The organism is Simplicispira sp. 125 (assembly GCF_003096555.1).
Lineage (GTDB): Bacteria > Pseudomonadota > Gammaproteobacteria > Burkholderiales > Burkholderiaceae_C > Simplicispira.
Genome location: NZ_QEKM01000001.1, coordinates 1,518,591 through 1,531,646, shown reverse-complemented (window position 1 = coordinate 1,531,646; position 13,056 = coordinate 1,518,591). Strand labels below are relative to the sequence as shown.

Sequence of the window (13,056 nt, the reverse complement as noted above, 5' to 3'; positions counted from 1 at the left end):
CGCTCAGCCGAGGAGCGCGTCGATCTTCTGCTGCGCTGCCGTGCAGTCGCCAAAGCTGCGCGCCACCCAGTCTGCGTCGCAATACGTGGGCAGGTAGCGCTCGCCCGCATCGCACAGCAGCGACAGGATGGAGCCGCTCTCGCCGCGCGTGCGCATCTCGTCAGCCAGCGCGAGCATGGCGACAAAATTGGTGCCCGTGGACGGCCCCACGCGCCGCCCCAGAAGTTGCGAGAGCGCACGCATCGCCGCAACCGACTCCACATCGGGCACCTCCACCATGCGGTCCACCAGCGTGCGGATAAAGCTCGGCTCCACGCGCGGGCGGCCAATGCCCTCGATGCGCGAACCCGGCGCCGTGAGCGCGGCATCGCCCGTGCGGTGGTACGCGCTGAACACCGAGCCCGCCGGGTCGGCCACGCACACCTGCGTGGCATGGCGCTGGTAGCGCACATAGCGGCCAATGGTCGCGCTGGTGCCGCCCGTGCCCGCGCCCACCACGATCCAGCGCGGGACAGGGTGCCGCTCGCGCTGCATCTGCGTGAACATGCTCTCGGCAATGTTGTTGTTGCCGCGCCAGTCGGTGGCGCGCTCGGCGTAGGTGAACTGGTCCATGTAGTGCCCACCGGTATCGTGGGCAATGGCGCGGGCGGCGTCGTACACCGCGCCCGCGCTGTCCACGAAATGGCAGCGCCCGCCATGGAACTCGATCTGCGCCACCTTCTCGGGCGAGGTGCTGCGCGGCATCACCGCCACGAAGGGCAGGCCCAGCAGGCGCGCAAAGTAGGCCTCGCTTACCGCCGTGGAGCCGCTTGACGCCTCGACGATGGTCGAGCCCTCGCGCACCCAGCCGTTGCACAGCGCGTAGAGGAACAGCGAGCGCGCCAGCCGGTGCTTGAGGCTGCCCGTGGGGTGGGTGGATTCGTCCTTGAGGTACAGGTCGATGCCGCTTTGCTCAAAGGCGGGCAGGCGCAGCGGGATCAGGTGGGTGTCGGCGCTGCGCTGGTAGTCGGCCTCGATGCGGGCTATGGCTTCGTGGAGCCAACGGGAAGAAGTGCACGCATCCGAAGATGGGGCAAAGGGTGCGAGGGGCTGATGCTTCATGCACCAGATTGTCGCAGCCCGCCGCAGCCCCTGACCCACCACGGATCGGCGACTGGATGGAGTGGTGGGCGCCGTTACTGAGCGCTTTCCAACCACCAGGCAACTTCGCCATTGGGCTCTGTGACGGCGTATTTGCCATCCTGCTTGACGAAGCTGACACAGCGATCTTCAAGCCTGCGTTTGTTCCAACGCACGCAGTAGCCGTTATCGCCTTGGCGGCGCCAGGGACCCACGTCGTTGTAGCCTTGGCTGGCAGTGGCGTAACCGTCAGCCTTCAAATGGATTTCAACAACCAGGCCACTCTTGATGTTGGTGACCTTGAAGGGGGTCGCGATGATCCGGTCGAATTCATCTTTGGACACGTAAGTATCCGCAGCGTAGCTGCTGCTCGCGAGCAGTGCAGCACAGAGGAGAGCACGGTGGATGTACATCGCTGACCCTTTCCTTGTTGATGAATGTTGGACGCTATCCGGTTGGCCAATAGCAGTCAATTGGAAAGACCCCGGCAGTTTGAACCTACCAATCCTCCTTCACCGCCAACACCGCATCCCGCCCCGCCGCCGCCCGCCCAGCCACCCAGGCCGTCACCGTCCCCGCCAGCACCACAGCAGCGCACAGCGCCAGCAGCCGCTCCACCGGCACCCGCAAATCCATGGTCCAGTGGAAGCTCTGCGGGTTCACCACACGCACCAGCACCACCGACACGGCCAGGCCCAGCAGCAGGCCGGCGGCGGCGCCCACGCCGGTCCAGGCGGCGCCTTCGCCGGCCACCACGGCCAGGATCTGGCGGCGCGTCAGACCCAGGTGGGCGAGCAGGCCGAATTCCTTGCGCCGCGCCAGCACCTGTGCGCTGAAGCTGGCCGCCACGCCAAACAGCCCGATGCCGATGGCCACGGCCTGCAGCCAGTAGGTGACGGCGAAGCTGCGGTCGAAGATGTGCAGCGAGCGCGCGCGGATGGCGCTGGCGGAGACAAACTCCAGCCGGGGTGCGTCGCCCGCCGCCGCCTCGTGCGGCAGCAGCGCCTCGATGGCCTGGCGCAGCGCGGCGGTGTCCGCGCCCGCCTGGGGCCACAGCGCCAGGTCGCTGGGGCGCGCGTCGCCCGTCAGGCGCTCGTAGTCGGCCTGGTCCATCGCCACGGCACCGGCCTGGCGCGCATAGTCACGCCAGACGCCAGCTATGAAAAAAGGAGCTGATAGCGCTTGCCCCGATTGCCCTGGAGCACTAAAAGACTGTGAAAGCGCAGGCCAGCCCATGCCGGGCCGCAGGCCGTATAGGTCCACCACCGCCTCGCTGATGTAGATGCCGATGTGCCCCGGTGGCACGGGCAGGGTGGCATCCACCAGTGGCAGGCGCCGGGCCGGGTCGTTGCCCAGCGGACGGGCCAGCAGCGTGAGGGCGGGGCGTGCCGCGTCCAGCTGCAGCGGACTGGCACGCAGGGGCTCCACCTGCGCCACACCGGGCAGGCGGGCTACGTCGCGGGCCAGCGTGGCGGGCAGCAAAGCCGCATCGCCCCCGGCGGCGTACAGCGCCGATCGCAGGTACAGCGGTGCGGGCAGCACAGCGTCCAGCCATTGCAGCACCGAGCCGCGAAAACTCGCCACCATCACCGTCAGCGCCACGGCCAGGCTCAGGCTGGTAACCACGCCGCCCACGGCAATGGCAGCGGCGCCGCGCATGCGGCGTGCGCGCTCCAGCGTCAGCAGCGGCAGCAGCCGCCGCACGGCCAGGGGCCGCAGAGCGCGCAGCAGCCCAGCCACGGCCCAGGGCAGCAGTGCCATGCCGCCTACCAGCAGCAAGCCCACCGACACATAGGCCGCCAGAGGTATGCCAAAAATGGGCGGAGCAACCGCCAATAAAGCGCCAGCAGCTATTAAAAAGATACCAATCCAGCCATACCCGGCCCGGCTGCCCAGCGTGCCCAGGCCCTTGAGGGTTTGCGCCGGGGGCAGGGCCTGCGCGCTGCGCGCCGGCCACCAGCCTCCGGCCAGCGCTGCCGCCACGCCCAGGGCGCCGTACAGCAGCGCGGCCGTGCCGCTCCAGCGCAGTGGCGGCTCTACCCCGGCGAAGTAGCCGCCGCCCAGGTCGCCGCCCAGCAGGCGCAGCGCGGCGGCGGCCAGCAGCGTGCCCAGCGCGATGCCGGTGGCGCTGCCTGCCAGCCCCAGCAGGCCCGCTTCGGCCAGCACCAGGCCCAGCCGCTGGCGCGGCGTGGCGCCCAGCACGGCCAGCAGCGCAAACTGCGGCGCGCGCTGGGCCACGCTCAGCGCCAGCACCGAAAACACCAGAAAGGCCCCGGTGAACAGCGCCACCAGCGCCAGCACCGTGAGGTTGACGCGGTAGGCGCGCGAAAGGTTGCTGATGCGCTCGGCCGCGTCGCCGGGTTCGGTCAGCAGGGTGTTGGCGGGCCAGTCGGGCTGCTGGCGCAGGGCCAGTGCAAACGCCAGCTGGTCAGTGCCGGGGCGCAGTTGCAGGTCGATGCGGCTGAGCTGCCCTGCGCGGCCGAACAGGTCTTGCGCAGCGCCAATGTCCATCACCGCCAGGGGCGCGCCCGCCGCAGCCACCGTACCTGCCACCGTGACTGGCAGGCGTTGCTGGCCCGCCAGCAGCGTGAGGGTGACCCGGGTGTCCGTACCCTGTGCAGGCAACCCCAGCGCCTGCAGCGCAGCGCTGTTCAAAAACACCGTGGCCGGGGAAAAAATGGCCAGGCGGTCGGCGTCGCTGCCGGGGCGCGGCATGAGCGCGGGGGCCATGGCGGGCAGCAGCAGGGCGTCGGCCCCCAGCACGCGCAGGGGCACGCGCTCGGCCGGGTGGGCGCCGTCGGCCGCTGCCAGCACCGTCAGCTCCAGCAGCGGGCTGGCGCGTGCCACATCGGGGTGCGTGGCCAGGCGGCCGTAGAGCGCCTCGTCCAACGGGCCCTGCATGGCGCGCACTTCCAGGTCGGGCTGGCCGTTGACCGTGCGCACGGCCTGTGCAAATTCATCCAGCGCCGAGGTGTTGATGAGCTGCACCGCAAATGCCAGGGCTACGCCCAGCATCACGGCCGTCACCGCTGCCGCGCTGCGCCAGGGGTGGCGCAGCAGGTCTTGCCACGAGAAGGTGCGAAGCAGTGCCAGCATGGCCCGCATTGTGCGCGGGCGTGCACAAGCCCTTGAAGTTTTGCCGCCAGCACTTATCTGAAATACAGGGCTGGCGCTCCGTGGCTGGCCCGGTTTCAACACCCATTTCACAGGAGCCAAAACCATGAACTCTCTCGTATCGCGTGGCAGTTTGTTCGACGATTTCTTCAAGGACATCGCGCCCGGTTTCTATGTGCGGCCGCTGCATGGCGACAACCTGCCTGCGCCGTCGCAGATCAAGGTGGATGTGAAGGAAACCGATGGCGGCTACACCGTGCAGGCCGAGGTGCCGGGCGTGCCCAAGGAGGATATCCACGTCTCCATCGACGGCAACGTGGTGAGCCTGCGCGCCGAGGTGCGCCAGCTGGACCAGCAGACCGAGGGTGAGAAGGTGCTGCGCTCGGAGCGCTACTTCGGCTCGGTGGCGCGCAGCTTTCAGCTGCCCGCTGACATCGACGCCGGCCAGGCCAAAGCCAAGTACGACAACGGTGTGCTGACCTTGAACCTGCCCAAGAAGCTGAGCAACGCCGCCCAGCGCCTCAACATCGAATAAGCCGTTAGTCGATGCCGTCGCTGCGCAGGCGCAGCACCCGGTCGGCCCGGGCCGCGGCGGCGTCCGAGTGGGTGACCAACACCAGCGAGGCGCCATGCGTGCGTGTCTGGGCGACCAGCAGCTCCATCACGCGCGCTGCGGTGCCGGGGTCGAGGTTGCCCGTGGGCTCATCGGCCAGCAGCAGGGCGGGGCGGTGCACCAGGGCGCGGGCAATGGCCACGCGCTGCAGCTGCCCGCCGCTCAGTTGCTGCGGCAGCCGCTCGCCCAGTCCGTCCAGGCCCACGGCACACAGCATGGCCGCTACGCGGGAGGGGTCGTGCTGCTCCAGCAGCATCAGCGGCAACGCCACGTTCTGCGCCACGTCCAGGTGCGGCAGCACGTGGAAGGCCTGGAACACAAAGCCCACGTTCGCACGGCGCCACAAGGCGCGCTGCGTGTCGTCGAGCGTGCCCAGGTCGGTATGGCCTTGTACGATGCGCCCGGCGTCCCAGTGGTCCAGCCCGGCCATGCAGTTGAGCAAGGTGGACTTGCCCACGCCCGAGTCCCCCACGATGGCGACAAACTCACCCGGCTGCACGCGCAGGTGCACTCCCTCAAACACCGTTGCATCGCCATAGCGCTTGGCCAGGCCATCCACGACCAGCGCGTTCATGGTGCGGGGCCGTTCAGCCGCTGCAGTACGGCCTGTATGAGTTTTTCCACGGCACCGGGTTGATCGCAAGCGATTGCGTGGCGCCGGGGCATGCTGCGCAGCCAGGTGATCTGGCGTTTGGCCAGTTGGCGCGTGGCGGCAATGCCGCGCTCGCGCAATGCAGCCAGGTTCAGCGGGGTGCCTGCGGGTTGCGAAGTCTGCCGGTCGAGTTCTTCCCACGCTTGGCGGTAACCCACGCAGCGCATTGCGGGCAGATCAGGGTGCAGGTCGCCGCGCGCACGCAGTTGCCGCACTTCGTCCACAAACCCGGCGGCCAGCATGGCGTCAAAGCGCTGCGCGATGCGCTCGTGCAGCCAGGCGCGGTTCTCGGGTTCTAAAGAAAAAAGGGCTCCAGCGCTCATGGGGCTTGCGCTGGTAGCTCCTTTTTTTGCAGTGTGAAAGCTCGATAGCGGGCGGCCAGATACCTGCCATACCTCCAATGCGCGCTGAATGCGTTGGCTGTCGCCGGAGGCCAGCCGGGCGGCGGTGGCTGGGTCCACCAGGGCCAGCTCGGCGTGCAGTGCGGGCCAACCCTGCTCGGCGGCCTGGGCTTCCAGGCGCGCGCGCACGGTGGGGTCGGCGGCGGGCATGTCGTCAATGCCGTCGAACAACGCCTTGAAGTACAGCATGGTGCCGCCCACCAGCAGCGGCAGCGCGCCGCGTGCGCGGATCTCGCCCACCAGCCGCGTGGCATCCTGCACGAATTCGGCGGCGCTGTAGGCGTGTAGCGGGTCGCGGATGTCGATCAGGTGGTGCGGCACGAAGGCGCGCTCTTGCAGCGTGGGCTTGGCCGTGCCGATGTCCATACCCCGGTACACCAGGGCCGAATCCACGCTGATGATCTCCACCGGCATGCGCCGTCCCAGCACAGCGGCCAGCGCCAGCGCACCAGCGGTTTTGCCCGAGGCGGTGGGCCCGGCCAGGGCAATGAAAGGCAGGTGCTCAGGCGTGCTCACGCGGTTCCCCAAATTTTTGTACCAACGTCCAGGCAATAGCGGCGAGCAGCACCGACCAGAACAGCACGCCGTGCACCAGGGGCCAGACCGTGCCGTTGAGGTGCGTGCCCACCCAGCCTCCAATGGCAAAGGCCGCCAGCATCATCATGAAGCCATTGAGCGCCGAGGCTACGCCCGCCGCCTGCGGAAACGGCCCCACCGCACCCGTCTGCCCGCAGGGCTGGTGGATACCGTGGCCCAGCATGAACAGATAAAAAGGCAGCAGGAGCGCCCAGGGCTGGTGCCAGCCCATGGCGGCGACCAGGGCCATCAGCGAGCCCCCGCTCAGGCTCAGCACCCCGGCCAGCGCTACGGTACGCCGCAGGCCGTGGCGTACCAGCAGATAACGGCAGACAAAGGTTCCCACAAAGTAAGCCAGTGCCGTGGACAGCAGCACCCAGCCGTACTGCGTGCGCGTCAAACCCAATACCTCGATGAATACGAAGGAGGATGCCGCCAAAAAGGTAAACAGCCCGCCATAGGCCGCCGTGGTGAGCAACGAAAAAGCCCAGAACGTGGGGTGGCGCAGCACCAGCGCCCAGGTGCGCAGCAGCGTGCCGGGCTGCAGGGCGCGTGGATTGCGCTGCACCAGCGTTTCGGGCATGCGCAGCGCCACCAGGGCGAGCGTGCCCAGGGCGTAAGCGGTCAGCGCCATCAGCGCCGCACGCCAACCCAGCCACTCGGTCAGCAGACCGCCCAGTGGCGCGCACAGGCACGCCACCAGACCCAGCCCGGTCAGTGCTTTGGACATAGCGCGTGCCCCGGCCAGCGGGGTATACAGATCGCGCACGATGGCGCGGGCACACATGACCACCGCACCCATGGCGGCGCCCTGGGCGGTGCGCCAGGCGATCAACAGGGCCATGGAAGGCGCCAGGGCGCTGCCCAGGGAGGCCAAGACATAAATGAACAGCCCGGCCAGCAATACCGGGCGCCGGCCAAAGCGGTCCGCCAGCGGCCCCCACACCAGTTGCGAGCAGCCAAAGGCCAGCAGCAGCGCACTGAGTGTGAGCTGCCCCGCTGCCACGGGTGCGCCCAGGGCGCGCGTGAGCGCGGGTAGTGCGGGCAGGTAGAGGTCGGTGGTGACGGGCTGGATGCTCAGCAGCAGAGCCAGCACCACCACGGCCAGCCCCGGCGGCACAGGCGTGGCGCCGGCGGATGCCACCGGTGCTGCAAGGGGAGAAGAAGACATGTTTTCGAGCGTACCAGACGACGGGCCTGTCGCTGCTCTGCGCGTCCGCGGCGATAGCGCCTGGCACCAGTATATGGGGTAAGATTATCTATTTAATATATTTTGAATATGGACATTGATACTCGAATGTGTTATGGTGTGTCTCGTTGATTTGATCAGCGATCCCTTTTCTTGCTTCGTTTGCAAGCATTTGCGGCATTTTCCTGTGCGGAGAATGCGCGCTTCTGGTTATTTTCCTTCAATATTCACTGGCCGTATCCATTCGCTCTCATCGGGTGCTATGCGTGCTATTCCCTTTGGAGTATCCCTCGACGATGCAGCAAGTTCTTGATCTCTCTTTTGCCGGTAACGATGTACTGGCCTGGGCACGTGCCGCGCTATGGATTCTGGGCGCCGTCGCCCTGATGAAATTTTTGTTGCCGGTGGTCATTCGGCGCATTTCCCGGTGGGCGGTTGGCACCACGACGCACCTTGACGACGCCGTGGTCAAAGCCCTGGGTGCTGTGCGCTGGTGGATGGTGGCGCTGGTGGCGTTGTACCCGGCCAGCCATGAACTGGCGCTGCGCGCTGCGACGACGCGCTGGCTCTCCAGCTTGGCTACAGTGGCCTTCTTTTTGCAGCTGGCGCTGTGCGCCAGTGCCTTCATCAGCGCCTGGTTCATCAACCTGCGGCAGGACTCGTTGGAGAAGGATCCGTCCACCACCAGCGCACTGTCCATTCTGAATTTTGTCAGCCGAGTGGTGGTGTGGGCTATTTTGCTGCTGCTGTTGCTGGACAACCTGGGCTTTGATGTCAATGCGCTGGTGGCCGGTTTGGGTATTGGTGGTATTGCCATTGGTCTGGCATTACAGAATATCTTGGGTGATTTGTTTGCCAGCCTGAGTATCGTGCTTGACAAGCCTTTCCAGGTGGGTGATTTCGTGGTGATCGATGATTTCAGCGGCACGGTCGAGAATATCGGCCTCAAAACCACGCGCCTGCGCAGCCTGAGTGGCGAAGTGCTGGTGTTCTCCAACGGGGATTTGACCAAGTCGCGTCTGCGCAATTACAAGTTGATGAAAGAGCGGCGCATTCCGTTCACCTTTGGCCTCACCTTCGACGCCACGCCGGAGCAGATCGAGCAGGTGCCGGGCGCCATCCAGAAGGTGATTGGTGCGCAAACACAGGCCCGGTTCGACCGTGCCCACTTCACCGGCTTTGGGGGCTCCAGCCTTGATTTTGAAGTGGTGTACTGGATGCTCACGCCCGACTACACCGCCTACCGTGATGTGCAGCAGGCCATCAACCTGGGAATGATGCGCGCATTTGCCGCCATCGGCGTCGAGTTCGCATTCCCGGTGCGCACGCTGGTTGTCGGCAAGCAGAACCCGCTGGCCGTGTCACTGGCTCAAACCTCTGGTGCTCAGGCAGCCGCTCACGGCGTATCGCCTGGCGCTTAGTCGCCAGGGTCACGGGCCTTGCGGCCGTGGCCTTTTCACACTTTTTGTCTGGCAGGCATTTCAAGCGGCAGCGGCTTTGCCATCTGCCCGCCACGCTGCCGGACTTCGCCCACCCTTCACCAAAGGAGCGCCCATGCACCCAACCATCCTCGCCACCGACCTCGATGGCACTTTTCTGGGCGGTAATGCCCACGAGCGTGCCGCGCTCTACGACTGGATTGGCCAGCGGCGCGATGAGATCGTGTTGATCTATGTGACTGGGCGCAGCTTGACCACCATGCGCGATGTGCTCGATGGGTTGCCGCTGCAACCCGACCACATCATTTCCGACGTGGGCACGGCCGTGTATGCCGGAGCCGCCCGCACGCCGCTGCCCGCGCTGGAGCGCTGGCTGGACGAGGGCTGGCCGCAGCACACCCCAGCAATGGTGCGCAGCATTCTGGCGCGCCACCCGCACCTGCAAGAGCAGCCCGTGGTGGAAGGGCGGCGCGTGTCCTGCTTCTATTCCGATGTAGAGCTCGCCAGCGCAGCGCGCACCGAGCTGGTGGCAGAGGGTTATGACGTGCTGTTGTCGGCCGAGCGTTATTTTGATGTGCTGCCGCGCGGCGTGCAAAAAGGTCCCACGCTGCTGCGCACCCTCGATGCGCTGAACCTGTCGCCCGAGCGCACCTTGGTGGCGGGCGACACCCTGAACGATCTCTCGCTGTTCCAGACCGGCTTGCAAGGGGTCATCGTCGCCAACCGTGAACCGCTGCTGGCCGAGGCCGCAGCAGGCTTGCCCAACGTGCACTGGAGCGCAAAAGAGGGCGCTGCCGGCGTGCTTGACGCTTTGCAGCGCATTCACTGAAAGAAAGGACACGCATGAACACGCTCGCCTCCCAAGATCTCAAGAACGAACTCGTCGTTGTTTACCACCGCCAGCCCTACGAGGAGGTGGTGGAAGACGGCAAGACGGTGATGCGCGAGCCGCGCAGCCCCAACGGCATCATTCCAGCCATCAAGGGTTTTTTCAGCCACGTCGACAAGGCTGTGTGGGTCGCCTGGAAGAAAAAGCCAACGACCGGCAAGGCGCAGGATTTTGAGCGCCGTATCACGGTGAGCGACAGCTACGGCAACTACGACGTGATGCGCCTGCCGCTGGAGGCCGCCAAGATTCACCAGTTCTACCATGTGACCTCGAAAGAGGCGCTCTGGCCGGTGATCCACACCTTCCCCTGGCTGTATTCCACCGAAAACATCCACTGGGCCGATTTTCGCGAGGTGAACCGCCGCTTTGCCGAGGCAGCGTGCGCCGAGGCGGCGCACGGCGCCGTGGTCTGGGTGCACGACTACAACCTGTGGCTGGTGCCGGGCTTCATCCGCTCGATGCGGCCAGATCTGAAGATTGCGTTCTTTCATCACACGCAGTTCCCGGGGCCTGATGCCTTCAATATCCTGCCCTGGCGCGATGAGATCATCAACAGCCTGCTGTGCTGCGACCTGGTGGGCTTTCACGTGCCGCGTTTTGCACAGAACTTCTGCGCCGTGGTCGAGAGCCTGCGCAGCAGCGTGGTGCGGCACGAGGCGCCTGTCAGCTTGCCGATCATTCAGCGCGCCTGCGCCTTGTCCGAGCCGCGCGTCACGGTGCAGCTCGATATGCAAGGGCGCAGCATCGTCATCGATACCTGCCCCATTGGTACGGCGCCCGCGCTCATCGCCAAGGCGGTGAACTCGCCCGAAGGCAAGGCGCGCACCGAGCGCATCCGTAAAGACATGAACACCGAAACGCTGATCGTCTCGGTGAGCCGCGTGGACTATGCCAAGGGCGGGCGCCAGCAGCTTGAAGCCTTTGAGCGCCTGCTCAAGCGCCGCTCCGACCTGCACGGGCGGGTGAAGTTGCTGCTGGTCACGGTGGCGGCTGCTGAAGGCATGGAGATCTACCGCGCTGAGCAGCAAAAAATAGAGCAACTGGTGGGCCGCATCAACGGCCACTTTGGCACGCTGCACTGGCTGCCCATCCACCTCTCGACCACGCCGCTCGCGTTCGAGGAAGTGGTGTGTGCCTACCGAGCCGCCGACATTGCCTGGATCACACCGCTGCGCGACGGCCTGAACCTGGTGGCCAAGGAATTCGTGGCGGCCAAGCAGGGCGAGGCGGGTGTGCTGGTGCTGTCCGAGTTTTCGGGTGCTGCCATGGAACTGGAAGACGCCGTCCTGGTCAACCCCTTCAGCCGCAGTTCGCTGGACGACACGCTGGATGAAGCCCTGGCCATGGGCGAGGGCGAACAGCGCGAGCGTATGGGCCGCATGCTGGCGCAGGTGCAGCGTTATGACATTGGCTACTGGACGCGCCATGTCCTCGGGCGTTTTTCGGCGCTGTCCGAAACGCCTGTGCATCCCCTGGTGGCGGAGGAGCCCAAAGCGGCATAAAAAAGGGACCCGAGGGTCCCTTTCGCTGGAGGTATTAGCCGCCGCTCAGAGAACGCCCTGCGCCATCATGGCATCGGCCACCTTGACGAAGCCGGCCACGTTGGCGCCGTCGATGTAGCTCACCGAGCCATCAGCGCGCGTGCCGTGCTTGAGACAGGCGGCGTGGATACCTTGCATGATCATCAAGAGGCGGTTGTCCACCTCTTCGGCCGTCCAGTTCAGGCGCATGGCGTTCTGGCTCATTTCCAGACCCGAGGTGGCGACGCCACCGGCGTTGCTGGCCTTGCCCGGTGCGTACAGCACGCCAGCGGCTTCGAACGCCCGGGCGGCCTCGTTGGTCGAAGGCATGTTGGCGCCTTCGGCCACGCACAGCACGCCGTTCTTGATGAGGGTGGCGGCGTCTTTGTCATCCAGCTCGTTTTGCGTGGCGCAGGGCAGGGCCACGTCCACCGGCACGTGCCATGGGGTCTTGCCGGCTTCAAACTTCACACCGGTGCGCTGGGCGTAGTCGCTCACGCGGCCATAGAGGTGGTTCTTCACCTCCATCAATTCGGCCAGCTTGGCGGTGGTGAAGCCGTCTTCATCGACGATGGTGCCGCTTGAATCGGACACCGTGACCACCTTGGCGCCCAGGGCCATGGCTTTTTCGACCGCGTACTGGGCCACGTTGCCCGAGCCCGATACCGAGACGCGCAGGCCATCGAACGACTTGCCGCGGGTCTTGAGCATTTCATCAGCGAAATACACGGTGCCATAGCCGGTCGCTTCGGGGCGGATCAGCGAACCGCCAAAAGACAGGCCTTTGCCCGTGAACACGCAGTCGGCACGGTTGCTGAGCTTTTTGTACATGCCAGCAATAAAGCCCACTTCGCGGCCGCCCACGCCGATGTCGCCCGCAGGCACGTCGGTGTCGGCACCGATATGGCGGAACAGTTCGCTCGCAAACGCCTGGCAGAAGCGCATGACTTCGGCCGGGCTCTTGCCCTTGGGGTCAAAGTCAGAGCCGCCCTTGCCGCCGCCCATGGGCAGCGTGGTCAGTGCGTTCTTGAAGGTCTGTTCGAACGCCAGGAATTTGAGCACCGAGAGATTGACCGAGGGGTGAAAGCGCAGGCCGCCCTTGTAAGGGCCAATGGCCATGCTGTGCTGGATGCGGTAGCCGCGGTTGACCTGCACAGTGCCGTGGTCGTCCATCCAGGACACGCGGAACATGATGACGCGCTCAGGCTCCACCAGCCGCTCAAGCAGGCTGTGTTCAGCGTAACGGGGATTCTTTTGAATGAAGGGCCAGAGGCTTTCCATCACTTCGGTGACGGCCTGGAGAAACTCAGGTTGACCGGGGTTGCGCTGTGCTACTTGCTCGAGGAAGCTGCCTACGGACTCGTACTTCATATTCAGAGGACCTTTTGGATGGAAAAGCGGGCAATGCGGCACCGCAACATCAGCATTATGCCAAAAGATCATGACCGCATGCGCCAAAACTATGCGTTGAATCAAATTTGGTGCATCAGCGCCCGAAATCGGTGCGGATCCTGTCTTTCATGGTGCGTTTCAGGCCTTCATGC

General features: G+C 65.6%; 11 protein-coding genes. 4 read left to right on the top strand and 7 right to left on the bottom strand.

Annotated features, from left to right (window positions below; translation table 11 throughout):
* Window positions 1-3: 3 nt before the first annotated feature.
* The 3 genes from C8D04_RS06970 to C8D04_RS06960 form a co-directional block, all read right to left on the bottom strand.
* Window positions 4-1,101, bottom strand: a complete 1,098-nt coding sequence (locus tag C8D04_RS06970) for a PLP-dependent cysteine synthase family protein (protein WP_116004198.1) — start codon at window positions 1,099-1,101, stop codon at window positions 4-6.
* 74 nt (window positions 1,102-1,175) lie between these two features.
* Window positions 1,176-1,532 (bottom strand): hypothetical protein, encoded by a 357-nt coding sequence (locus C8D04_RS06965; RefSeq protein ID WP_116004197.1) that lies wholly within the window; start codon window positions 1,530-1,532, stop codon window positions 1,176-1,178.
* Window positions 1,533-1,617: 85 nt separating this feature from the next.
* On the bottom strand, window positions 1,618-4,224 hold the full coding sequence (locus tag C8D04_RS06960; RefSeq protein WP_116004196.1) for an FtsX-like permease family protein: 2,607 nt from the start codon (window positions 4,222-4,224) through the stop codon (window positions 1,618-1,620).
* A gap of 115 nt (window positions 4,225-4,339) precedes the next feature.
* On the opposite strand from C8D04_RS06960, the gene C8D04_RS06955 reads away from it, so the two are divergent.
* Window positions 4,340-4,768 carry an Hsp20/alpha crystallin family protein gene (locus C8D04_RS06955; RefSeq protein WP_116004195.1) on the top strand — a complete coding sequence of 143 codons (429 nt, stop codon included), beginning with the start codon at window positions 4,340-4,342 and terminating at the stop codon, window positions 4,766-4,768.
* 4 nt (window positions 4,769-4,772) lie between these two features.
* On the opposite strand, the gene C8D04_RS06950 is transcribed toward C8D04_RS06955, so the two are convergent.
* Genes C8D04_RS06950 through C8D04_RS06940 form a run of 3 tightly spaced genes read right to left on the bottom strand, consistent with a single transcriptional unit; the run spans window position 4,773 to window position 7,646 of the window.
* On the bottom strand, window positions 4,773-5,420 hold the full coding sequence (locus C8D04_RS06950) for an ABC transporter ATP-binding protein (RefSeq protein ID WP_116004194.1): 648 nt from the start codon (window positions 5,418-5,420) through the stop codon (window positions 4,773-4,775).
* Window positions 5,417-6,415 carry a tRNA (adenosine(37)-N6)-dimethylallyltransferase MiaA gene (gene miaA, locus C8D04_RS06945; protein WP_116004193.1) on the bottom strand — a complete coding sequence of 333 codons (999 nt, stop codon included), beginning with the start codon at window positions 6,413-6,415 and terminating at the stop codon, window positions 5,417-5,419. Before miaA ends, C8D04_RS06950 begins: the two co-directional genes overlap by 4 nt.
* Window positions 6,402-7,646, bottom strand: coding sequence for a multidrug effflux MFS transporter (locus C8D04_RS06940; protein ID WP_116004192.1), 1,245 nt, complete (start codon window positions 7,644-7,646; stop codon window positions 6,402-6,404). Before C8D04_RS06940 ends, miaA begins: the two co-directional genes overlap by 14 nt.
* A 314-nt stretch (window positions 7,647-7,960) precedes the next feature.
* Here C8D04_RS06940 and C8D04_RS06935 point away from each other — a divergent pair, with 314 nt between their 5' ends.
* From C8D04_RS06935 to ggpS, 3 genes are all read left to right on the top strand, one after another.
* On the top strand, window positions 7,961-9,085 hold the full coding sequence (locus C8D04_RS06935; RefSeq protein ID WP_199562982.1) for a mechanosensitive ion channel family protein: 1,125 nt from the start codon (window positions 7,961-7,963) through the stop codon (window positions 9,083-9,085).
* Window positions 9,086-9,218: 133 nt separating this feature from the next.
* Window positions 9,219-9,932 (top strand): HAD-IIB family hydrolase, encoded by a 714-nt coding sequence (locus C8D04_RS06930; RefSeq protein WP_116004191.1) that lies wholly within the window; start codon window positions 9,219-9,221, stop codon window positions 9,930-9,932.
* 14 nt (window positions 9,933-9,946) lie between these two features.
* Window positions 9,947-11,494: a glucosylglycerol-phosphate synthase gene (gene ggpS / locus C8D04_RS06925; RefSeq protein WP_116004190.1), complete on the top strand. Its 1,548-nt coding sequence runs from the start codon at window positions 9,947-9,949 to the stop codon at window positions 11,492-11,494.
* A gap of 45 nt (window positions 11,495-11,539) precedes the next feature.
* On the opposite strand, the gene gdhA is transcribed toward ggpS, so the two are convergent.
* A complete protein-coding gene (gdhA, locus tag C8D04_RS06920; protein WP_116004189.1) occupies window positions 11,540-12,883 on the bottom strand; it encodes an NADP-specific glutamate dehydrogenase in 1,344 nt (447 codons plus the stop codon).
* Window positions 12,884-13,056 lie beyond the last annotated feature (173 nt).